Annotated in this window: 16 protein-coding genes; all 16 read right to left on the bottom strand. The window is 42.3% G+C overall.

Going from position 1 to position 22,675, the window contains the following annotated elements:
• Positions 1–25 precede the first annotated feature (25 nt).
• Positions 26–859: a glycerophosphodiester phosphodiesterase gene (locus MOJ78_RS01305; RefSeq protein WP_304979445.1), complete on the bottom strand. Its 834-nt coding sequence runs from the start codon at positions 857–859 to the stop codon at positions 26–28.
• Between the two features lie 124 nt (positions 860–983).
• Positions 984–1,892: a DMT family transporter gene (locus MOJ78_RS01300; RefSeq protein ID WP_304979444.1), complete on the bottom strand. Its 909-nt coding sequence runs from the start codon at positions 1,890–1,892 to the stop codon at positions 984–986.
• A 227-nt stretch (positions 1,893–2,119) separates the two neighbouring features.
• The gene (gene nagZ / locus MOJ78_RS01295; protein WP_304979443.1) at positions 2,120–3,850 is read right to left on the bottom strand and encodes a beta-N-acetylhexosaminidase; all 1,731 of its coding nucleotides are present in this window, start codon (positions 3,848–3,850) and stop codon (positions 2,120–2,122) included.
• 31 nt (positions 3,851–3,881) lie between these two features.
• On the bottom strand, positions 3,882–4,613 hold the full coding sequence (locus MOJ78_RS01290) for a DUF4367 domain-containing protein (protein WP_304979442.1): 732 nt from the start codon (positions 4,611–4,613) through the stop codon (positions 3,882–3,884).
• The gene (locus MOJ78_RS01285) at positions 4,610–5,161 is read right to left on the bottom strand and encodes a sigma-70 family RNA polymerase sigma factor (protein WP_304979441.1); all 552 of its coding nucleotides are present in this window, start codon (positions 5,159–5,161) and stop codon (positions 4,610–4,612) included. Before MOJ78_RS01285 ends, MOJ78_RS01290 begins: the two co-directional genes overlap by 4 nt.
• Before the next feature lie 135 nt (positions 5,162–5,296).
• The gene (locus MOJ78_RS01280; protein ID WP_304979440.1) at positions 5,297–6,727 is read right to left on the bottom strand and encodes an MDR family MFS transporter; all 1,431 of its coding nucleotides are present in this window, start codon (positions 6,725–6,727) and stop codon (positions 5,297–5,299) included.
• A 526-nt stretch (positions 6,728–7,253) separates the two neighbouring features.
• Positions 7,254–7,724 carry a DinB family protein gene (locus MOJ78_RS01275; protein ID WP_304979439.1) on the bottom strand — a complete coding sequence of 157 codons (471 nt, stop codon included), beginning with the start codon at positions 7,722–7,724 and terminating at the stop codon, positions 7,254–7,256.
• Positions 7,725–7,805: 81 nt separating this feature from the next.
• A complete protein-coding gene (locus tag MOJ78_RS01270) occupies positions 7,806–10,859 on the bottom strand; it encodes an efflux RND transporter permease subunit (protein ID WP_304979438.1) in 3,054 nt (1,017 codons plus the stop codon).
• A 281-nt stretch (positions 10,860–11,140) separates the two neighbouring features.
• A complete protein-coding gene (locus MOJ78_RS01265) occupies positions 11,141–11,575 on the bottom strand; it encodes a CBO0543 family protein (RefSeq protein WP_304979437.1) in 435 nt (144 codons plus the stop codon).
• A gap of 465 nt (positions 11,576–12,040) precedes the next feature.
• Positions 12,041–13,171, bottom strand: coding sequence for a DUF2927 domain-containing protein (locus MOJ78_RS01260; RefSeq protein ID WP_304979436.1), 1,131 nt, complete (start codon positions 13,169–13,171; stop codon positions 12,041–12,043).
• A gap of 266 nt (positions 13,172–13,437) precedes the next feature.
• Positions 13,438–14,976 carry an AbgT family transporter gene (locus MOJ78_RS01255; RefSeq protein WP_304979435.1) on the bottom strand — a complete coding sequence of 513 codons (1,539 nt, stop codon included), beginning with the start codon at positions 14,974–14,976 and terminating at the stop codon, positions 13,438–13,440.
• A gap of 128 nt (positions 14,977–15,104) precedes the next feature.
• Positions 15,105–16,430: a helix-turn-helix domain-containing protein gene (locus MOJ78_RS01250; protein ID WP_304979434.1), complete on the bottom strand. Its 1,326-nt coding sequence runs from the start codon at positions 16,428–16,430 to the stop codon at positions 15,105–15,107.
• A gap of 1 nt (position 16,431) precedes the next feature.
• On the bottom strand, positions 16,432–17,673 hold the full coding sequence (locus MOJ78_RS01245; protein WP_304979433.1) for a M20 family metallo-hydrolase: 1,242 nt from the start codon (positions 17,671–17,673) through the stop codon (positions 16,432–16,434).
• Between the two features lie 65 nt (positions 17,674–17,738).
• Entirely contained in the window at positions 17,739–19,043 is a 1,305-nt protein-coding gene (locus MOJ78_RS01240) for an amidohydrolase (protein WP_304979432.1), read from the bottom strand.
• Entirely contained in the window at positions 19,040–20,251 is a 1,212-nt protein-coding gene (locus MOJ78_RS01235) for a M20 metallopeptidase family protein (RefSeq protein ID WP_304979431.1), read from the bottom strand. The genes MOJ78_RS01240 and MOJ78_RS01235 overlap by 4 nt, the downstream gene beginning before the upstream one ends.
• Positions 20,252–20,480: 229 nt before the next feature.
• Positions 20,481–22,661: a malate synthase G gene (locus tag MOJ78_RS01230; RefSeq protein ID WP_304979430.1), complete on the bottom strand. Its 2,181-nt coding sequence runs from the start codon at positions 22,659–22,661 to the stop codon at positions 20,481–20,483.
• Between the last annotated feature and the right edge of the window lie 14 nt (positions 22,662–22,675).

Below are 22,675 nucleotides of genomic sequence, written 5' to 3'. Positions count from 1 at the left end.
GTTTTCATTCAGTAACCTACATGATTTAGTTTCGTGGATCTACATAATCAGGATAATCGGTAATGATGGCGTCGACGTTCATATCCAAAAGAAAATCAGCCGTTTCTTGACTGCGTACTGTCCATGAGGAGATTCCCATATCTAGGGAGTGAACTTTATCGACTAATTCTTCTGTAACAATTCTGTAGCTTGGGTTAAAGTATTCGGCATACGAAGCAAACTCTTTTAATGCTTGATCGGTGGTATCAGCGCTTGATGATGTCAAAACGCCGATTGGAACATACGGCAGAAGCGAATTAATCTTTTCCATTGATTCAAAATTAAAGGATTGGATGATAATTTTTTCATTTTGAGGTTTATCTAGGTTTCGTTCTTTTAACATCATAGCAACCGTCTCTTCAATACCGGGATAAAGCTGCGGAGCTTTCAGTTCTATTAAAATACCAATCTTACCATGATATCTCTCAAGAACTTCTGCGAATGTAGGAATCTCTTCACCAGCAAACTCTTCTCCCATCCAGCTGCCAGCATCAAGACTTCTGATTTGCTCAAAGGTTAAATCCTTGACAGATCCAGTTCCGTTCGTAGTTCTGTCCACCGTCGTATCATGAATAACAACTAGTTGGCCGTCCTTACTCCTTTGTACATCAATTTCGATATAATCCGCCTTCATTTCAACTGCCTTGTCAAACGCAGCAATGGTGTTTTCAGGTGCATATCCGGATGCTCCACGATGGGCTACGTTATCAACTTGTCTAATTTCACCTGTAGTTTCTTCTGCTAAAACCTGTTGAAACGGAACAACCAACATTGCTAAAGCTAGCCCCATCCCTAGTACCGTTTTCTTCATTCTCCTCATCTCCTATTTTTAAAATTTCTTACACGGTCAATTCTAGTAGATGAGTGTTGATTCAATATGAAACTACTTTTTAGTTCACATTAAGAGAATGTAAGAGAAAATAGGAAAATGTTCTCCCTTTCATTTACATCTCTAATTTCTTATCTCGGTTTAAAGCCTTTTTCCTCTTAGTTTTAAAAGGTAGATTGCCCGTTGCTAGCCAAGAGCCGATCAGAATCAATACGAGCCCAGTAATAATATTCATCGTAAACGGCTCACTAAGAATCAACACACCGAGCAGAACAGAAAAAACGGGTGAGACATACGTGATCACCATCGCCTTACCTGCTCCTACCTGACCGATCAAGCTGTAAAAAAACATGTAAGCTAAACTGGTACAGAAAATTCCAAGAACGACCACGGCAACTATTCCGCCAAGTGATACCGAAGATTCCGATGAAAATATAAGCGCTGGTATGGCCAGAAGAATGGAGCTGATGATAAGTGTTCCGACGGTTGTAACAGAAGCGGGGATACCAGAAAAGTACCGCTTCACTACGATCCCTGCCAACGCATAGCATGCACTCGCAATTAATATCGCTAATGATCCTCTTAATGTGCTGCCTTGAAAGTCCAAGCCTAGCAATGCAATAATTCCAATAAATCCGACGACCAATCCTACAAAACGGCCACCCGTAATACGCTCTGACTTATCAAACGGTATAGCGAATATGGCTGTAAACAGCGGGCAAGATGCAACAAGAATACCGGCTAGTGAAGAAGACACGGATAGTTGACCGACAGAAATCAATACAAATGGTGCGGCAATGTCTAAGATTGCAAGAATCACTAAAAAGCCCCATCGGTTATATAAAGCACGGAAGTCTCCTTTATACAGCACGATAGGCAATAGTGTAAGTGCACCTATAAATACTCTCCAAAAAGCGATTCCAACAGGTGAAATTCCTTCATGAGTCGCTAATTCTATGAAAAAATACGGAATACCCCACAATAACGCAACGGTAAAAAATAGAATCCAAGAATGCACCTTCATTCAACAACCACCTTATTATGTACGCTGAGTTTTCAATGTAGAACGATCATTCCTTTTTGCAAAAGATACAACCCTATTATACACACAGCCCATCTCACAAATGGAAATATAAGCAATCGAAAATTAAATCCTTTTTTCACAACTTTAAAACTACAAATAAAAGAACCGAGTACAAGCTTCGATTCTTAACAATTTATTCTCTTTGATTCGTCTTTATCGCTATTGCCTTAATCTATGTAAGTGTTGAGCACATTTCGTATCGACTGGTTAAGTTTACTCACATTCACTGCGTCCACTTGTTCATCATCGACATCGTATTTTCGTTTCAACTGAATGATTCGCGTGACACTTGCATTGATTCTTTCTATAGATATTTCTCCATTTTGGACTGCACCATTCAATGAATCGACTGCAGCTACAACGTTCTCATAATCGTGTGCGACTAACACAATATCACTGCCTGCTTTCACGGATTCCACAGCTGCCCGGCCGATTTCGTAGTTGTCGGTGATTGCTTCCATTGTCATGTCATCGGTAATGATAACCCCATTGAAGTTTAATCGTTTTCTTAGAATGTCGGTGATAATCCTTTTCGATATGGAAGAGGGAAGTTCAGCGTCGAGTTTCGGCAGCAATATATGGGCGGCCATCACGACATCTGCCCCTTCACCGATAGCTCGTTTAAATGGAATCAGCTCAAGTTCTTTTAGTTCCTCAAGGTTTTTATCGACTTCTGGAAGCTCCAGATGTGAATCAACAGAAGTATCGCCGTGCCCGGGAAAATGCTTGATGACTGAAATGATCTTTTGTGATTGAATGCCTTTCATCGTCTCGATACCAAGCGAACTTACGATTTCTGGGTTGTTCCCAAATGATCGATCGCCAATGACTGGGTTATTCGGGTTGCTGTTCACATCCAGTACAGGCGCGAAATCAAGATTAAACCCAAACGCTTTCAGCTCCATTCCTAAAAGGGCACCGATTTCGTATGATAACTTGGGATTATTAATTGTTCCGATCTGTTTATTTGTCGGAAGCTTAATGATGTCCCCAGGCAATCGGGATATTCGCCCACCTTCCTGGTCCACACCTAACAAAAGCGGCAAACGATTATGCGCATTTTCGGACTTTATCTGATTCAGCAGTTGAACGGTTTGTTGCGGCGTTTGCAAATTTTCCGGATAAAAAATGATACCGCCGACTTTATCGTTGTTGATTAAGGATCTTGTATTCGCATTTAGTGTCGGTCCGGTAATGCCGGCAAAAATCATTTGACCGATCTTTTCATTTAAACTCATGTTTGAAATGACTTCGGAGATCGCCTTTTGCTCATCATCATCGTTTTTATACGGTGTATATACGGAGACATGATGGACATTTGGATCCGGCTCACTGTCTGTCGGTTTAGGTAAAACCCATTTCAGTTGATACATTGAATTGACTTGATATACGAGAATGATTTGGTCATGCGTTTCATCCTTATAATAGCGAACCTCATCTGGTTCCCCGCTAACCTCTTTGATTTCATTTAATTGAATCGTTTGCAATTCAGAATGAAACGACCGGATATCGAAAATCAGATCGTCTTTATAACCGAGCGTCACGTGGTGATCAGGATAGTTTACGTAGAATCCGTTCGGAAATTCATCCGTTCTATCTGGTTCTCCCCATTTGTCTTGTACTGCCTGAATTTCGGTACTGCCTGCCATAAAAGGGGCATGCAGCACTTTCCCTTTTTTAGATAATGAAAGGATATCACGAACGATTGACTCTGGATCACTATTTTCCGTGTGATCCGGCTTTTCCTCTATTGTAGGTGGCTGACTCGGAGCAGGATTGTCCTTGTTTTCAAGCTTCCCATCATCTCCTCCGAAAAGCTGAATAAGACCAAAAACGATTGAACTAAAAGTTACAACATATATGATTTTCTTTAAGAGCCTTTTATCAGCTTTTCGCAAAGGGATCCTCCTATCTCTCTAACAACTTTTATTATTCTAGTGACTCTGCTATTTTTATAGCCTCATCGCTTGATATTAAACCGCCGATCATATAATGAAACTCTTCCGTATATAAATGCAGTTCAGCGCTTGAATCATTCGGATCGTCTGGTTTGAGGAAACCTTCATCCCCGTTTATCGTAATCCTTTTAAAATTATTGTATCCGAATTGCTGCGTATTAGTATCTGCTATTACCAAGTAGGATTGGTTTTCCGAAGTATACGTGAAGATAACCTTTGTTGCTTTCCCTTCACTGTTCTCAAGTGCATGTATCCTGCTCAGTTCAAAATACTCAGGATGATATGCAGGCACCATAAGACCATCTCCAAGTAACTCGATTGCTTCCTCTTTTGTTTTTAGATCCACATAGTCAATTAAGGTTGGATCTGTTATCGTATTCGAATCTCCAGCTAATGTACCCACCTTGTTATCAATCGGCGTCTCATTTAAATTGATATCCTCACCAGTATTTGTTTTATTTTGCGAATCAAGGATCATCGGTGTAAGCATCACTAATATACATGCAAAAGTTGCTACAGATACTGTACTAAGGGTTCGTTTCTTCCATATAAGATTTGATAACCATTCAAATCTGGTGTTCCGCTTATTAACCTTTTTTCGTACTTCATCCTTAAATTCAGCGTTTATGTCGAGACCTTCAAATAGTGTGTCATCCGCTTCGTCCTTGAATTGTTTGTGTAAATATTGTTTCGGATCGGTCATTGGTCTAATCCCTCCTTTTTCAAACACTCCTCTAATCGTTTCCGAGCTCTATGCAGCCTGCCGCGAACTGTCCCGTCTGGCGTTTCGATGGCTTTCGTGATTTCAGCAGTACTGAGGTCGAGATAATAGAATAGGTATAAGACCTCTCGATAATGTAGAGGTAAATTCAATACATGTTTTAACATATCTGTATTGTTTATTCGTTTTAAAACTTCTTCTTCAACACTGAATTGAGAGCTTCCATCTATTAAAAAGGGATCGGTCGGTTTCTCTGAGGATGCCTTTAAACTCATTTTATCCCTGCATAGGTTGATAGTTATTCTGATAAGCCAAGTCTTAACACTGCTGTCCCCACGGAATTTTTCCCAGTTCCGGTAAGCACGGATAAATACCTCTTGGCTTACATCTTCAGCTAAATGCCGGTCACCTAGGTAGAAAAAAGCCGTTCGTAATATGGTTGAACCGTAGCAGTCCATCATTTTTTCAAGAGCTTTAGATGGTTCCTTCGAAAAGGATTGAATTCTGTCATCGTGGGACTGCCCTTCCATTTTAACCACCTCCGTACGATTAGACGATACCTACTGTACATCCGCTACACTATTTTAAAAATATTTCGTTCAAAACATAAAAAAAGAGCATCTCTTGGGAAAAGAGATACTCTCTTGAACTACTTTTGCTTTCGTTTAATCAGCTTTATCAAAATCCGGTGCAATCGCTTTTTTAATGAATAAGGCGATCCCGAACGCAACAACACTTAACGCTAGTGCAAACCAATAGGCGTGGTGTACACCGTGAGTCATCGCTTCATTCATGATTTTCTCTGTTACAGGTCCGGATTGCTTTTCTAAATAACTGTTCTCACCTTGACTCATTATGCTTACAAAAATTGAAACCCCGAGTGCACCGCCGATCGGTTGTAAGGTGTTCCCGATAGCTGTACCATGGGGATATAGTTTCTTCGGCAATTCATTCAATGCATTCGTATGAGCGGGCATCATAATCGCTGAGATCGACAGCATCAATAAGATATAGACAAAAATGAAGGACCAAATATGCATCGAAGGATTGATATTGCTGAAGAAGATCATGACCCCGACTAATACGAGCGTTCCAGGAATCATCAGCTTCCTAGGTCCAAACTTATCGAACAGCCCCCCCATCACAGGTGACATGAGACCGTTCAATAACGCACCTGGTAAAAGCAGCAATCCTGCTAACTTTGCTGAATATCCGAGAGGTCCTTGCAAATACATCGGCATTACGATTTCAGAGGCGAACATCGCCATGATAACAAGGACAAAGAGACTGACACCTAGTGAATAGTTTTTATATTTAAAAACACGGACATCTAACAATGGTTCCTCTAGTTTCAATTGGCGCAGGACAAAGAACAATAAGCTTAATAGACTTGTAAAAATGATCGAAAGAATCTTTACGGATGAAAACCCTTCAGGATCCTCTCCTGCACTGCTGAAGCCATACACAATTCCACCAATCCCGATTGAAGAAAGTACGATCGATAAAATATCAACCTTCGGACGTGTAACCTCTCCGACGTTTTGCAAAAACTTTATTGCAAAGAGGATTGAAAACAATGCGAACGGAATGACGAAAATGAATAACCAGCGCCACCCAAACAAGTCAACGATGACACCCGATAAGGTCGGACCGATTGCCGGAGCAAACATAATGACCAATCCAAACGTCCCCATAACTTTTCCACGAACTTCAGGGCGATACATGAACAGCAACGCATTCATAATAACTGGGATCAACAGCCCGGTTCCGACCGCTTGGATCATACGTCCTGTTAACAGCATCGGAAAATTAATCGCACAAGCAGCGATAACCGTTCCCATTAAAAACACGGCCATGACACCGATGAACATTTGTCTTGTCGTAAACCACTGGATCAACAATGCAGAAATTGGCATCAAGACACCCATCACGAGCATAAATCCAGTAGCCATCCATTGAACGGTCGGTGCATCTATGTCAAATACGACCATCAGCTCTGTCAATGCTATATTAAGTAAGGTTTCATTTAATATGGCAAAAAAGGCACCAATCATAAAGGTGACTAAAATTATTTTCGTATTGAGCTTCGTTTCCATGTTATTCCTCCAAAATGTTCCACCATAATAAAAATCATACTTATCTATAATCCACTATCCTGAACAATTTCTCAAGTAATTTTGCTTAACAGTTAACTTTTGGAACTCACCCCACCACTTGCCCAATAAAAGCTCATCAATGAAAGAACAAACACAAGATGGGTCCAGCATAGATATACATTTTTTTATTATGAAACATAAAAAACCTCCCAGCCATTTCTGAATAGGAGGCAATGAGTGTTATATAGCAAATAGAACATTTACAAAATTGGTTGTAAGTTTCTAACCCCTATATAAGTACATCTCTAATCCTAATTCAGAAAAGGTATCGCTAAATGAACATCTGAACAGGAAGAGAGTACACTACATTCATCAGGTGAAAAAGTACAGATGAATCCTATTCAGAAAACCATTTCGTATAACGACTGTTTTTCATGCAATAGGATCAGTAGATCATTGTACTTTTTCACCCTTTCGTTATTTGATATCTGTATGTTCTGCACATTCAAAATCAACGTCTTTCTTTTCAGCTCTTTACCCTTGTATGTTCGATAATGCGATTCATCGCTTTGATTTGGCCCATATGGCCCGCTTCATGGAGTAACGCAAAACCAGCCATTTCCCCAAAGGTTTCAAGCCCAAAAAACGGTTCCTTCAGCGTTTTATTGAACCGTTCGGCAGGAATTTGCTGCAGACGATCCAACTGATCCGTTAACTGGATAGAGAGATCTTTTATGGCAGGTACACCGCCTTTCCAATCAGCAGGCTTTGTCCCCTTCCCGAACAAGTCCGTATAGTTTGTTGGTAAGTGAGTCGTATTGTCAGGAAAGCCGAACATCACCTGCTCAGCGACCGTTAAAACATGGCCGATTTGCCAGTGAATCGTGTTGTTGAAACCGTCTGGTTGTACTTTCGCGGTTGTTTCCGAGACTTCTTGAATAGTTTTCAAAAAAAACCCTCTCGTCAACTCAAACTGTTTAAATATTAGTCGATCCATTTCAAACTCTCCTTTCCGAATTCACTTCCTAAATGTACCAAATGAAAAAGGGATATGTGAGAGTCGTTGGACCTAAATACGTTAATGAGTTATTTCAGTCGTCTTATTGATACGCTCTTTCTTACTTCGTCGGAAAAAGAATAACTCATATAGAATCGGGATTAAAATTAATGTCAATAACGTCGATGATGCTAAACCACCGATAACGGTAAGAGCAAGCCCTTTTGAAATAATAGTTCCCGATGATGTCGTGAACGCAAGTGGCAGCAATGCCGCAATCGTAGCCAATGCGGTCATCAATATTGGACGCAGTCGTGTTTTGCCGGCTTCAATTAATGCTTCACGAATGGTCAATCCTTTTTCTTCTTGATTTCTGGTGATGCGGTCCGTCAAAACGATCGCGTTCGTTACGACAATTCCGATCAGCATCAGGAACCCGATCATGACACTTATCGATAGTGGTTCTTTCGCAAGAAACAGTGCGGTAAAGGATCCAATCGGAACAAATACTAAGGATGAAAGGATAATGATCGGAATACGCGCTTTACCGAATGTAATCAGCATCGTCAAGTATACCAAACCGATCGCGGCAATCATCGCAATCCCCATCTGCTGGAATTGCTCGGTTGTTTCTTCACTTCCCCCTCCGCTTTCAAACGACACGCCTTCCGGTAATTTAATATCATTTTTCACCCCAGCTGTCACTTGATCTGTTACAGCTTGGATATCATTGCCTTTTACCTGTGCGCTGATTCGGGCGAATACCTTGCCATCCAGCTTTTGAATCGAAGTAAAGCTTTCGATTTCTTTCACATCTGCTATTTCTTCTAAATTCACAGGACCCTTTTGACTAAAAACAGTCAATTCCTGAAGGTCGTTCGCAGTCAATTCTTCGTCATACGAAAGCTGTACCGTTTTAACGTCTTCATTCAGTGTCAACTCTCCTACTTCAACAGGCCTTGTTTGATCGGATATCGTACCGAGTACTTGCATGCCCGCAACCCCAAACTCCGATGATTTACTCGAATCAATTTCCACAAGGTATTGTCGTTGTTTATCGGTAAAGTTATTCGTTACATTTTTCAAATCCTCGTTCTTTTTCAAGTATGCTTCGACTTTTTTAGCCGCTTTTTGCAATTCGTCCAAATCGTTCGAGTATAGATCAATCATGATGTTGTTGTTTGTCGGAGGGCCACCCATTGCAAGCTCTTGGACAGTGAATTGCCCTTCTTCCGCTTCCTCACCCATGACAGCCTCCATGTCTTTTCGCAGCCCTTTTACAAACTCATCGACTTGGACACCATCTTCCAACGTGAGAAAATAATTCGCTTTGTTTTCCAACTTCAAGCCGGTAAACATATCTCGGCTTCCAACTGCTGCAGTAATGTCTTTAATTTCGTTTTGCTCGTTGAACAGTTCTTCAATTTCTAAAGAAACCTCATTTGTCCTAGCCATCGTTGTCGCAGCAGGCAACTCAATTGATGCGGTTAAGATCTTTTGCTCCTCATTTGGTAAAAATGTAAAGCCTAATCTCGGAACTAGCATGATCGAACCGGCAAGCAGCAAACAAGCAATAACGATGGTAACCACCTTATGATTTAAAGATCGCTCAATCAACTTTGCATATTTTCGTTGTAAAAAGCCTTCCTTCTCTTCCTTAGGAACCCGTTTGAACGAATACTTCGCTAAGATCGGCACTAACGTCACCGATACGAGAAGAGAAGCGATAAGTGCAAACGTAATCGTCAGTGCGAAAGGCATGAAGAACCCGCCTGTTTCACCTTCAACAAAACCTAGTGGCAGGAAGACGACAATTGTCGTGAGCGTTGAAGATACGATCGCTTTAATGATTTCTTTCGTCGAATCGATGATCAGCTCACTGGAAATCTTCTCTTCACCAGCTCTCCGGGCACGCCTGAAAATGTTTTCGATCACGACGATACTGTCATCGACCACACGACCGACCGCAACCGCCATTCCACCCAACGTCATCATGTTCAAAGAAATATCAAGCTGATTCAGAAATATCGATGCAAAGATCAACGAAAACGGAATCGAGATGACCGCAATGATCGTCGCACGGATATTCCGTAAAAAGAGCAGGACCGCAAGTGAAGCAAATACTGCTCCCAACAATCCTTCACGTACTAGCGTATGGACCGAATCCTTCACGGTCGAAGCTGAATCAAAGCCGATGTAATAATTCATTTTGTCTTCGTACTCATTTAATACGCTGGTCACTTCATCCGCAACCTCGACCGTATTGGCATCCTGCTTTTTTGTAACGACGAGTGATATCGCATCCTTCAGATTGTATCGTGTTAGTTCTGTTTGTTTCGTGACCTCTTCAACGTTTGCGATGTCTTTTAAAAATACAGGAGTTGCATTTAGCTGGTTTATTCCCGGAGGCAATAGTTGAAGGTTTTCAAGCTCCTCAATCGTTTCGAGCTTCTCTTCGACACGGACGGAAATCTCCAGATCATCGGCTTGTACCTGTCCGGCAGGAAACGATAAATATTTCGCGTTGATCTGCTGTTGGATACTGCTGAGTGTCAGTCCGCTTTGCAATGCTTTTTCTTTATCGACCGTAATTTGAACCAAGTGGTGCTCTTCACCGGCAACCGCAACATTTTGAACACCCTTTACCTTTTTAAGAGCAGGGACCACTTCCTCTTCCATGTACGTGGTTAAATCCGTATCCCCCTTGGCAAACACGGAAATATCGTAAACCGGTATCATACTGAGGGAGAACCGCAAAATATCGGTTTGTACGTCCTCTGACAATTGGGCCTGATCGATGGCCTTAGCGACCTCTTGCTCCATTTTATCCAAATCGGTATCATACGGGAAAGTTAACGAGACGATCCCGACATTTTCAAAGGATGAGCTCTCAATTGTCTCGACACCTTGTATGTTTTTAACCTGCTCCTCCAACTTCATTGTGACGTTTTCGTTCACATCATCTGGAGAGGCACCTGGATAGATTGCTTCAATCGTTAATACCGGGCTTTCAATGTCAGGCAGCATTTCCATCTTCAGGTTCGAAAACGAATACAAACCTCCGAGAATAATTAGAAATGTAATGATAAAAATTGCAGCAACATTCTTCAAACTGAACTTAATCAAAAAATTCATAGTTCCATCCTTCCATTTTTTAGTCTGTTCGCAAATCTTATTTTACAGCGTTCAATGGTTTGTTCCATTAGACTCGGGTGGTGTCTTCTTCTAGGGCTTGCGACCGAGAAATGTGTGAGCAGCTTCCTTTGCCAATCAGAATAAACGTGTTCTATAAACATCCACTTAAAAAATTCTTAAAAAAATATAAAAACATCATATGTACTTTGATGTGATTAACGAAAAAAACACCAGTTTACGCTGATGTCTTTTCAATGAGACTTTACAGTGTAGCAATAAATTTATTCAATCGGTTCGAAATGCTTCCTTCTACTCACACTGTGGGCAAGGATGTAAATGAAGAAATATATGGGTACACCATAATAATACTCCCATTTTACTGGTACATAGACATCCAACCATGAAAAAAAGGGTTCAAATACAAATGCAACGGTCAGTGCAAAAAATACTGCCTTTATAAAAGGGTTGATTTGCGGTTTAAATTGAATCAACAACATGGTCATCACTGGGAAAGCACTTACATCCCATGGTACAAAAAATGTGTGAATATATGGTAAGGGTGTGTATAAATAATGCCATAGCCCGAATGCTACTCCGATCGAATCAAGCGTTGAAGTGACTAAATAAACAACTAACCCTGACAACAATAAGCGGTTGGTGCTTTCCTTTTTTCTTAGGAAGAACCAAAAAACCCAGGGTAAAACCAGTATGGTCATAGTCAGCCACCAACGCCATGTGAGAAACATATCTTCCGTCCAGATTATTATATAGGAATCATTCAATTCCGCTATTGTATTATGGATTTGTGACATCTTTTTTGAGACTTCATTAACCATAGTAACCTCACTATTTTTTGTATTTTATCTGAAGAACATCCTCCAGAGGTGGTACAAAAATAACTCAAAAAAGCATAATGACCGTTGAATAAAGAACTAGAGTCACAACAATATCACTTGATCTCCCAAATTATTCCTATTTAAATTGCCCACATTTATAAAATTTAAACAAAAGCTAGTGAATAACAACACCTTTTAATAATCATATAATTAAAAATGTATTTACCTTGACCAGGGACAGGTTCATACGATTCACCGCTAAAAAAAGAATCGGGAACGTACATATTAAATGTACGTTCCCGATTCTCGTGATAGACTGGACTTATGTCTTTATATCCCATTTATTTATTTTTTCACAGTCCGAGGCTCCAAAATTTGCCGGACTGCCCATTTCCCCATGCCGACTGTGACCTCTTCGCGATAAAGAAGTTCAATCATTTTTGCGTCTTTCTTATTCCACGTCATTACCTGTCCTTCTGAGTAAGGATATAAAATGCTCGTTGGGTCGTTTTCAAAATGGTTATACAACCCGACTGCATGTGTCAGTTCATGGATGATCGTTGCTTCTCTCTCACGTTGGGTTATATCCGTAGCAACCAGAACAATCGCTTTTGTAATCCCCTCTTCATAATAAACTTCTTCGGATTTTGCAAATCCGATTACCATCTTTTCCCCATTCACGATATCGCCCTCGAACCCATATGAACTAAAATCATCAACAGATGTAAAGTACATGTTGATTTGATTTTTAAAGAATTTGATACTGGCGTCCTTCTTATACGTTAATGTGAACGGTAACATTTCATTGAGTTTCTCAATCACATCTTTTGTCTTCTTTATATCTTGCTCGGTTGGTTTACCGTGTACAATGACATCGATGTCATCGGTGAATTTGAATAATTCCGTCTCATGTTCAAAATAAAAGTCTATGAACATATCAATCTCTTTTTTCGTATAGGTCGTATTATCAATTGAAAATGTATATTTCGCTTGAGATGATAATCCATTATCTTTAAATGCGGTAATCCGTAATACATGCTCCCCTTCCTTTTTAATAGGAGTATTGAATGTATACGGAAATCCATCCACCGTGGCTTCGTAGGTTACATCTTCTTCGTTGATCAATTCAAACTTCGCTTCCTTAAAGTAGACAGACTCTACACCATGCATGATTGCGGGTTTACGAGGTGGGGTATCATCTCGTTCAAAAGTGATATTTTCGATTTTGTCTTTCCATAAAATAGTTGAACGGACAGTCAGCTCGTATTCGCCGTTTTCCGTAATTTCATATCCATTTTGAATGGGTTCACCATTCAGTTCTATATGCAATTTTCCAAATCCATCTTCGATTTGGATGATCGGATCCTCCGCGTACACTTTTCCATTTCCTACGCCTTCAATAGTGAAACTAGGTTGCACAGATAAAACGAGGAACGAAGAAAAGAGAAATAAAATAAGCAGAGCAATTTTTTTCATAGCCTTCACACTTCTCTCTTATCGTTCATTTATGTATATTTAAGCCTTTTATGTTACCGGTTTGACTACATGTCGAATTGTAAAGTAGGTTCCCTTGAATAACAAGACTTTTGAAAAAATTTCAATAATTTACTAGATTTCAATGATAAGCTCTGCACAAATTATAAAAACCCCTTGGGGACAAGGGGTTTTTACGGATTTTATTCTTCAGATTTTTTGTAATGGTTCAAAATGTTTCATAAAAACCATCCAAATCGAACCAATATCTAAAGATGTACTCCTATCCCTGGTCCGAATGGGATTCCGAATACTGCAAAAACGATGAGAAGCACAAGCCAGATGGCATAGAAGATGATACTGTATGGCAGCATGAGCGAGATAAGTGTTCCGAGACCTGCCTTTTTATCATATTCTCTCATGAAAGCTAGTACGATCAATATATACGGATTAAGAGGTGTGATGATATTCGTTGATGAGTCCGCAATCCGGTACGCTGCTTGTATGAATGCAGGATGATAATCCAGCAGCATCAACATCGGAATGAATACAGGTGCTTCAAGTGCCCACTGAGCAGATCCACTAAAGATGATCAGGTTCAAGACAGCTGTCAGCATCGAAAACCCTACTACAACAGGTAGACCCGTCAGGTCCATCGACGTTAAGAATTCAGCACCATTTACCGCTACCCAAGTCCCTAGGTTACTCCAGTTAAAATAACTGATGAACTGTGCTGCTGCGAAGATAAGTACGATGTAACCCGACATATCCTTCATCGCTTCACCCATATATTTAGGGATATCCTTAGAACTTGTAATTTTTTTCATTGTGATTCCGTATGCAACACCAACCGTTATAAAGAACAAGAGAATGATCGGTACGATTCCACTTAAGAATGGAGAAGGAATGATACCGCCCTCTTCATTTCGTAACGGTGAGTTTGGCCAGAACAGCATTAGTGCTACTAACCCAAGATAAACCAGACCAGCAATCAAGCTGTTCCGTAAAGCTTTTCCTTCAAGTGGGCTAGCCTCCTCCAACTCTTTATCTACCTTCCCTTTATAGACACCCAATCGAGGCTCGATAATCCTTTCTGTAATGAGAGCGCCTACAATTGATAGGATGATAACAGACGTACACATGAAATACCAATTATCGACAGGAGTTACGATAACATTTTCAATACCAGAAGCCTTTGCCGCTTCCGTTGAAATACCCGATAATAAAGCGTCTGTTCCGGCAATGAAAATATTAGCGGTAAAACCAGCTCCCACTCCTGCAAATCCAGCCGCTAATCCTGCCAACGGATGACGGCCAACAGTATAAAAGACCATCGCCGCTAATGGTGGAATTAGGACAAAAGCAGCATCCGATGCTAAGTTTCCTAATATCCCGATAAAAATGACAGCATACGTTATGAGTGCTTTTGGTGCATTCAAGATCGATTTCTTTATGACACTCTCAAGTAATCCTACTTTTTCCGCAAGCCCAATCCCGAGCATCATCGCTAACACGAGTCCTAACGGTTTGAACCCTGTAAAGTTCGTTAGCATGGAAGACAGAATATACTGTATACCCTCACCTGAGATGAGGCTCCGGATTGGAAGCTCTTCACCTGTGCCAGGATGGACAACAGTGACGCCCATACTGTGTACAAGCCAAGACAAGAGCATGACAAATGCAGCCAAATAGACAAAGATGAAAAACGGATCAGGAAGCTTATTTCCGATACGTTCAATCCAATTTAAAAAACGGTAAAGACCCTTCGATTGTTGCGGGTTGTCCAGATTTGTTTGAGGCTGTGGCAATTTATTCACTCTCCTTTTACTGATTGTGTATTAACGGAATAATTCCTTTATCATTCCGTTAATACACATATTCGTCACAATTTTCAAAAATCCTTCATTTTTCTGAAAATACACGGGGTAAAATGAGGTTAAATCCCTACCCCCTCCTCACAATACGTCAGCTCATACACCTTCCTCGGGCGGCCTCGCCCTGTCGACTCCTCTCCTATCACTTTCGCAACACCGATTCGTTCCATTTCAGCTAATATTCGACGAGCATTCCGTTCCGTGCTCTTCAACCAGCGTGCCAGGTCTTGAGATGAGAGTGACGATTTTTCATAATGATAAGCGAGTGACTCGATCTTCGCTGCTAAGGATGAACTGATTGAAGCATTCTTGAAAATCCTTTCCCATTCCATCCCTTTATTCCTCGTTTGATAGGCGACTTGCTCGTTCCCATCCAGGTATTTCGAAACCGCTTTATCCTCATTGATTGTAATGACGACCGGTCCCTCTTCCTCTCTTGCATAGTCGAATGCAATCCGGACGTGCTCCTCTGCTGCTAAGACGGTTTGACCATAGCCGATTCCGATTCTGACTGAAAGCTGACTATTGACATAACATTCATCTATTATCAACTGGATCGATTTTCTTTTCGTGAAAAGTTCTAGCTCGCCTCGGGTCGTATAAATGTAAAAGAGGCCATCTCCTACCTGAACGATCGAGCCATTTATTTTTTCTACAAAATCAAGTAAAACTCGCTTCAACTCCAATTCTTGGTGTTTCACTTTAAAAGAAAACGGATGCTCACCTCCCGATGCAGGTGCATAAATCACTTCAACACCGACAATCACTAACTGAGATTTCCGGTACCAGCTCGACTGCGCCCGTTCCTTAATTAAACCTAATGCTCGATGAACGGCGAGCTCTGATGGTACAACACGATATACGGGAACCCCCATCTCCTTCAACGCTACGTACACGGACTTGATACAGGTGATTGCTGCATCAATTTTTCCTGATGTGTAGAGTTTTCTATGAAAATCGATGATTTCTTCTGCTGGCAAATATCCAGCGTACGAATTCGAATGAATCGATAAACCATCTAACGAAAAATAGTCCTTCACTTTTTCAACCTCATCGACCTGCAATGTGTCTAAACTTAGGTGCTTTAGAATTCGGCCCTCTTTTACAAAAGCCTCGAGCAAGGTTCCAAGAAGACTAGAGCCATTTAACGGCGTGAAGCTTCCTTCTTCCTCAGTAATGAGCCCTTTTGACAAAGCATAATAATATGGAGCTTGCCCAGAGAAAAACCATTGTGTGATAGAATCCCTGTTCTGATTGATGATATCCTCTGTTTCTTCTGTCTGTTTATATACAAACGGATCAAGCTCTAATTCTTTAAAATGCTTGCCTGCTTTCATGATTTGTTCAATAGAATCTTGAGGTCCTACAACCCCGATCCGAATCTTCATATCAATCACCCGCCTCTATGGTCAAATAACTTGCTATTAGTTCTACTCCCATCTGAAGATCCCGCAGTGTCGCATGCTCATCAGGATGGTGACTGACCCCGTCCTTACACGGAATGAAAATGAGTCCAGCTGGCCACTTTTGTGCTATGTTCATGACATCATGGCCTGCCCCGCTATTCATCGATAAACTTGAATAACCAGCACGTTCACCTGCTTGCGCCAGCTTCTTCTGTACCTCAGAATCTAAATGAACCGATTGGTTATCGACCAATTTTTCTACGTGAACCGTAACCTGGTAATCAGCATTAATCTCCTCACACTTCACCCGAATGCGCTGTTCGACCTCCTTTTTCAGTCCGTCATCAACGCTTCGGATATCAATTCCTGCCTCTACCTTTGAAGGAATCACGTTCATCGCATTCGGCTTCAGCTCCATCGTACTCACAGTTGCGACGACTGGGTTTTGATTGAGATCCGTAAACTCTTTAGCCGTCTTCGAAACAAATGGAACGAGTGGTGCGATGGCAACCAATGCATCCTGACGTTTGTCCATCGGTGTTGTACCCGTATGACCCGCTTTTCCTGACACCGTTACCTTGAGACGAATTGGACAGGCAACACCATGGACCACCCCGAAATTCTTCCCGCTCTCTTCTATAAGGGTACCTTGCTCGATATGGAGCTCGACAAAGGATCCGATCTCCTGCTTCTGTCTCTCAGCCTTCGGGAATTTACTCCAATCAAAGCCAACATCCTGGACAGCTTGTGCGATCGACGTCCCTTTAGAATCCACAACAGTTCCAATCTCGGAATCTAGTATTCCGGCAATTGCTTTACTGCCTATTGTCGAGACCCCAAACCGTGCAGACTCCTCCGAACGGAAGCAAATGATCTCAATAGGACGCTTTGGAACAAACCCTCGATCCTGTAAAAGCTTCACCGCACCTAAGCCGCAAAGGATTCCAGCGGTGCCGTCATATCCTCCTCCCTCAATGACCGTATCAAGGTGAGACCCGACAGCAACGGCAGAGTCAACAGCCGTTGCTACACTTTCCCATCTTGCAATGACATTCCCTGCGACATCCTCTCTGATGCTAAGGTCTAAGCTTTCGGCTATCCTTTTAAACTCTTGAATTGCTTTATTTTCTGCTTCCGTATAGCCCAATCTCGTATAACCGTTCGGTTGCTTCATAGTGTCGACGAGATTTAACTGTTTTAAGTGATGGTCCAACCAATCCTCCATCCGGCGACCTCCTATCGTAGTATCTATTGTTTTTTTCGATTATCATATCGTGGCTCATTGAACGCTCACGACTTAATATAATTCTGGATCACTTTTGAAAAAGCTTCAACCGCTGTTGGAATGACTTGTTCATCAAAATCAAAGCGTGGGTGATGATGGCCCGCTGGTAACGGTGAACCAAAAATGAGAAACGTTGCGAGACCGCCGTTTTTTTGCACGCGATCGATCATGAAGGATACATCCTCTGAAGCTCCCAATGGCAGTGCATGATGTATTTTTGTGATCGTGTCGCTTTGTTCACATGCTTTTTTAATTAGTGGAATCAATTCCTCGTTACAATCTACCGATATCGCGGTTCCTGCGACCTCTGTTTCCACCTTTACATCATAGAGATCAGCGGTTGCTTGAATAATACGTTCAGCCTCTTCAACCATATATTCATTTAATTCAGTCGTGAAGCCACGCGTTTCAATCTCCATCCGCGCATAGTCTGCGATAATGTTACGTCCGCTCCCTGCCTCTAGCCTTCCGATGTTGATTCTTGTTGCCCCGTCAGCATGCCGGGTAATCCCATTCAGATGGAGACTGGCCGCCGCTGCTGCAAGCAAGGCATTCTTCCCGCGATTCGGCTCTAATCCAGCGTGTGCTGATTTTCCACGATAGACGACGTTCATTTTTGTTGTTGATAAAAAGTTAGTTGTAGTTGCGGCTATTTCGCCGGCCGGGATCGAATGAATACCAATATGACCGCTTAGAAAAAGGTCGACATCATCCAGCCACCCTTTTTCCACCATCGTTATCGCCCCTCTACCACCCTCTTCAGCAGGCTGGAAAAGCAGCGTGAATCGACCGTTAAGCTCATCCTTGAACTTATGGATGAATTCGGCAACACCAAGACCTATGACGGTATGGCCATCATGACCACAGGCATGCATCGCGCCTTCCCGCTTGGATACAAAACCATTTTTAGCAGGAAGATGACCCAGATCCTTCGACTCCTTGATTGGGAGGCCGTCGATGTCAAAACGAAGAGCAATATGCTTGCCAGTTTTTCCTGTGTCAAACTCAGCAACGAGTCCTGTGTTCCCTCCCTTCATTTTTTCCAGCCATTCCGGAGGAACACCCATATCACGTGCACGACCCTCATTCGATCTGAGATCAGCATCGTTTGGAACCCCGAGGCGCTCGCCCTGAGCAAGAGCGTCCTTGCCAACTGTGATACGAAAACCTAATTGTTTAAGCTTTCCCCCAATCTTGTAGGTGGTTACATATTCGGTCCAAGCAACCTCTGGATGTCGATGAAACTCTCTTCGTTTTTCTAATAAAACAGGTGTCATTGACGATAGAAACTCATTTAACCGATTGTTCATTTGCAGTTTCCTCCTGCATCCTTTTGATTAAGCCGCGATAAGGTGTCGATCGCAGCCTGTGTCATCAGTTTGATCCCAAGTGGAATCGCCTCTTCGTTTAATTGAAAGGCTGGATCATGAAGGGGCTTTTGTACTTCTCCGATCGAAGTACCGAGCCAATAATACACACCAGGATAGTTTACTAAAAAGCGACCGAAGTCCTCGCCCCCCATTGATGGTGGCAGACTTGGAATCGACTCCTTACCAAACATACTTTGAGCGGTATGTTTTATGAGGTCCGCCCACTCAGGCGTATTTACGGTTGCCGGGTATCCGTCCAAATAATCGATATCCACCTGTGCCCCCATTCCCTCCGCTACACCTTTTACAATCGCGTGAAATCTTTCCTTCACTTTCTGTTTCGTCTCGTCCTGAAATGTCCTCACTGTACCTTCCAACGTCACCTCATCTGCTACGACGTTGTACCGGTATCCACCTTCTATTTTTCCGACTGTAACAACAGCTGAATCGAGTGGATCGACATTCCGGCTAACAACTGTTTGCAGAGCTGTGACAATATGATTGGCTGCTACAATCGCATCGATTGTCTGATGGGGCATACTTGCATGACCGCCCGCTCCCCTAACAACAATTTTAAAACGATCGGAATTCCCCATGATCGGACCTGACATGACACCAAATTGACCAACCGGAAGATCCGGCCATACATGCTGACCGATAATGACGTCAGGCTCATACGTATCAAACACGCCATCCTTCATCATTTGTTCAGCCCCACCTTCTGGAGCATTTTCCTCAGCAGGCTGAAACACAAGCAGGACCGTGCCTTCAATACCTTCTTTTATCTGATTTAAGGCGACACCAACGCCTAGCAGCATTGCAGTGTGGGCATCGTGTCCACAAGCATGCATTTTCCCTGGATTTTTAGAGGCAAATTCTAGGTCTGTTTTTTCAGTAATCGGCAACGCATCAATGTCCGCTCGAAGTGCTATCGTTCTGCCAGGCTTTCCACCTTCAATGATGCCAAGCACTCCCGTTTTCGCATAGCCAGTCTGATACGGAATTCCATATTGATCAAGCTTTTCTTGAATCTTTTTGGACGTTTCAAATTCTTCCCCACTAAGCTCAGGATTTTCATGTAAATCCTTACGAAAGGTCAATATATCCTCGATTAAGTCGAGGCTTGTCCCATTCACACTGATCGTCATCTGCCTCTCCCCTTCTATTTAAGTTGTGTTCAAATGGCTAAATGTTAGAATAGTCTTAGGAATTCGGAAGAACTAAGTGATTTTAGGAAAAGTTCCTTTTCAATTCCGTTATTAATAGATATACGAGATTAATCGTCATAATTCCTCTAATTTTCAAAAAATAATGTTCGCAAAATTAAAAAGGACCACTGATCATTTTTGGTCAATGGTCCTTAAAAAGTATATGGTTTTATTTTTTTACGAGTACTTTGGATTTTGCTTCGATTCGGCGTCGGTGCAGAATCGGTTCTGTATATCCGTTCGGTTGGTTATGGCCTTCGAATACCAATTCGCAGGCAGCCTGGAATGCGACGGAGTTTTCAAAGTCAGGAGACATCGACTTGTAATCCGGATCCCCCGCATTTTGCTCATCGACCACCTTTGCCATCCGTTTGAACGTTTCCAGCACTTGCTCTCTCGTGCAGATTCCGTGATGCAGCCAATTGGCAATATGCTGGCTTGAAATTCGGAGAGTCGCCCGGTCTTCCATCAGTCCAACGTTATGGATATCAGGAACTTTCGAGCAGCCGACTCCTTGTTCCACCCAGCGGACAACGTATCCCAGAATTCCTTGCGCGTTGTTATCCAGTTCCTCTTGGATTTCCTCCGGGCTCCAATCAGGGTTTACGGCCAATGGAATTTCGAGGATATCATTTTGATAGTCCACCAGTTTATAAGCTAAATCTCGTTGCACCTCGGAAACATCGATTTTATGATAATGGAGTGCATGTAGTGTTGCCGCCGTAGGGGATGGTACCCACGCCGTGTTCGCTCCGGCTTCAAGCTGGCCTCCCTTTTGCTCTAGCATATCCGCCATACGGTCCGGCATCGCCCACATTCCTTTACCGATTTGCGCGCGGCCTTGCAATCCGCTTTCAAGTCCTGCTTTTACATTTGATTTCTCATATCCCTGCAGCCATTTCGATGATTTCATCTCATTCTTACGGATGACTGGACCTGCTTCAATCGACGTATGGATTTCGTCTCCGGTACGATCCAAAAAGCCTGTGTTGATGAACACGATGCGTTCCTTCACTTCACTGATGCAAGCTTTCAAATTCAATGTCGTCCTGCGTTCTTCATCCATCACACCTATTTTCAGGGTGTTTCTCTCAAGTCCAACGATATCTTCGGTACGATTGAATAGTTCATTCGCAAAGGCAACTTCCTCTGAACCATGCATTTTCGGCTTAACGATGTAAACCGAGCCTTCCTTGGAATTGTTGTAACCTCCATTTCCTAAAACGTCTTGTTTCCCGATCAGTCCTGTAATGACAGTGTCCAGTATTCCTTCTGGAACCTCATTTCCGTTATGGTCGAGAACCGCATTGCTGGTCATCAAATGCCCGACGGTCCGGATAAACATGAGTGATCGACCTGGTAGAGTCAACTCCTCGTTATCCGTCGTTTTGTAATGACGGTCCGGATTCAGTGATCGCGTAACGGATTTACCGCCTTTTTGAAAGGTGACGGATAAATCCCCCTTCAGTAAGCCCAGCATGTTCCGATAGACCAATACTTTATCCTCGGTATCAACTGCAGCGACTGAATCCTCGCAATCCATGATTGTCGTCAACGCTGATTCCATCAATATATCTTTAACTCCTGCCTCATCCGTCGATCCAATCGGATGTGTACGATCAATTTGGATTTCCAGGTGGAGTCCGTTATTCTTCAATAGTACCGCTTTAGGTTCCCGAGGTTGACCCTTACATCCGACAAGCTGGGAAACATCCTTCAAACATACAGTTTGTCCGTCTTTCAGTGAAACCGAGAGTTCGCCATCGACGATTGCGTAGGAAACAGCCTCTTTATGGGAAGAGCCGGTCAATGGAACGGTTTCATCGAGGAATTCCTTCGCGTATGCAATCACTCGATCTCCGCGGACCGGATTATAGAAGTCCTTGCGCACAGCCCCATTTTCTTCGGAAATTGCATCTGTTCCATAAAGGGCGTCATAGAGACTTCCCCAGCGTGCATTAGCGGCATTGATCGCATACCGGGCATTATTGATCGGTACGACTAGTTGAGGCCCCGCTTGAGCTGCAATCTCATCATCTACATTTTCCGTCGTAACCTCGAATTCCTCAGGTTGAGATTCTAAATAGTTGATTTCTTTTAGAAATGACTTGTAAGCGTCAAAATCGAATGTTTCGAAATTCTCCTTATGCCAGTTGTTGATTTTTGTTTGTAATTCCGTACGCTTTTCCAACAATGATTTGTTTTTCGGAGATAATTCTTTTATGATACCTTCCAACCCAGACCAGAACTGTTCACTTGTCACTTCACTGCCTGGTATTGCCTCTGAATTGATGAACTCATATAATTCTCGTGCGATATGAAGATCGCCGACTTGCACGTAGTCACTCATGGTTCATTCCTCCT

Origin of the sequence: Alkalihalobacillus sp. AL-G (assembly GCF_030643805.1) — a bacterium.
Lineage (GTDB): Bacteria > Bacillota > Bacilli > Bacillales > Fictibacillaceae > Pseudalkalibacillus.
This window is presented reverse-complemented; position numbering and strand designations above follow the sequence as displayed.

Bases quoted from the DNA above. Each gene is read 5' to 3' on its own strand.
- MOJ78_RS01280 (WP_304979440.1), bottom strand. From the start codon at position 6,727: ATGGAAACGAAGCTCAATACGAAAATAATTTTAGTCACCTTTATGATT.
- MOJ78_RS01235 (WP_304979431.1), bottom strand. From the start codon at position 20,251: ATGACGATCAGTGTGAATGGGACAAGCCTCGACTTAATCGAGGATATA.
- MOJ78_RS01290 (WP_304979442.1), bottom strand. From the start codon at position 4,613: ATGACCGATCCGAAACAATATTTACACAAACAATTCAAGGACGAAGCG.
- MOJ78_RS01265 (WP_304979437.1), bottom strand. From the start codon at position 11,575: ATGACCATACTGGTTTTACCCTGGGTTTTTTGGTTCTTCCTAAGAAAA.
- MOJ78_RS01245 (WP_304979433.1), bottom strand. From the start codon at position 17,673: ATGGAGGATTGGTTGGACCATCACTTAAAACAGTTAAATCTCGTCGAC.
- MOJ78_RS01305 (WP_304979445.1), bottom strand. From the start codon at position 859: ATGAGGAGAATGAAGAAAACGGTACTAGGGATGGGGCTAGCTTTAGCA.
- MOJ78_RS01270 (WP_304979438.1), bottom strand. From the start codon at position 10,859: ATGAATTTTTTGATTAAGTTCAGTTTGAAGAATGTTGCTGCAATTTTT.
- MOJ78_RS01285 (WP_304979441.1), bottom strand. From the start codon at position 5,161: ATGGAAGGGCAGTCCCACGATGACAGAATTCAATCCTTTTCGAAGGAA.
- MOJ78_RS01250 (WP_304979434.1), bottom strand. From the start codon at position 16,430: ATGAAGATTCGGATCGGGGTTGTAGGACCTCAAGATTCTATTGAACAA.
- MOJ78_RS01260 (WP_304979436.1), bottom strand. From the start codon at position 13,171: ATGAAAAAAATTGCTCTGCTTATTTTATTTCTCTTTTCTTCGTTCCTC.
- MOJ78_RS01275 (WP_304979439.1), bottom strand. From the start codon at position 7,724: ATGGATCGACTAATATTTAAACAGTTTGAGTTGACGAGAGGGTTTTTT.
- MOJ78_RS01230 (WP_304979430.1), bottom strand. From the start codon at position 22,661: ATGAGTGACTACGTGCAAGTCGGCGATCTTCATATCGCACGAGAATTA.
- MOJ78_RS01240 (WP_304979432.1), bottom strand. From the start codon at position 19,043: ATGAACAATCGGTTAAATGAGTTTCTATCGTCAATGACACCTGTTTTA.
- MOJ78_RS01300 (WP_304979444.1), bottom strand. From the start codon at position 1,892: ATGAAGGTGCATTCTTGGATTCTATTTTTTACCGTTGCGTTATTGTGG.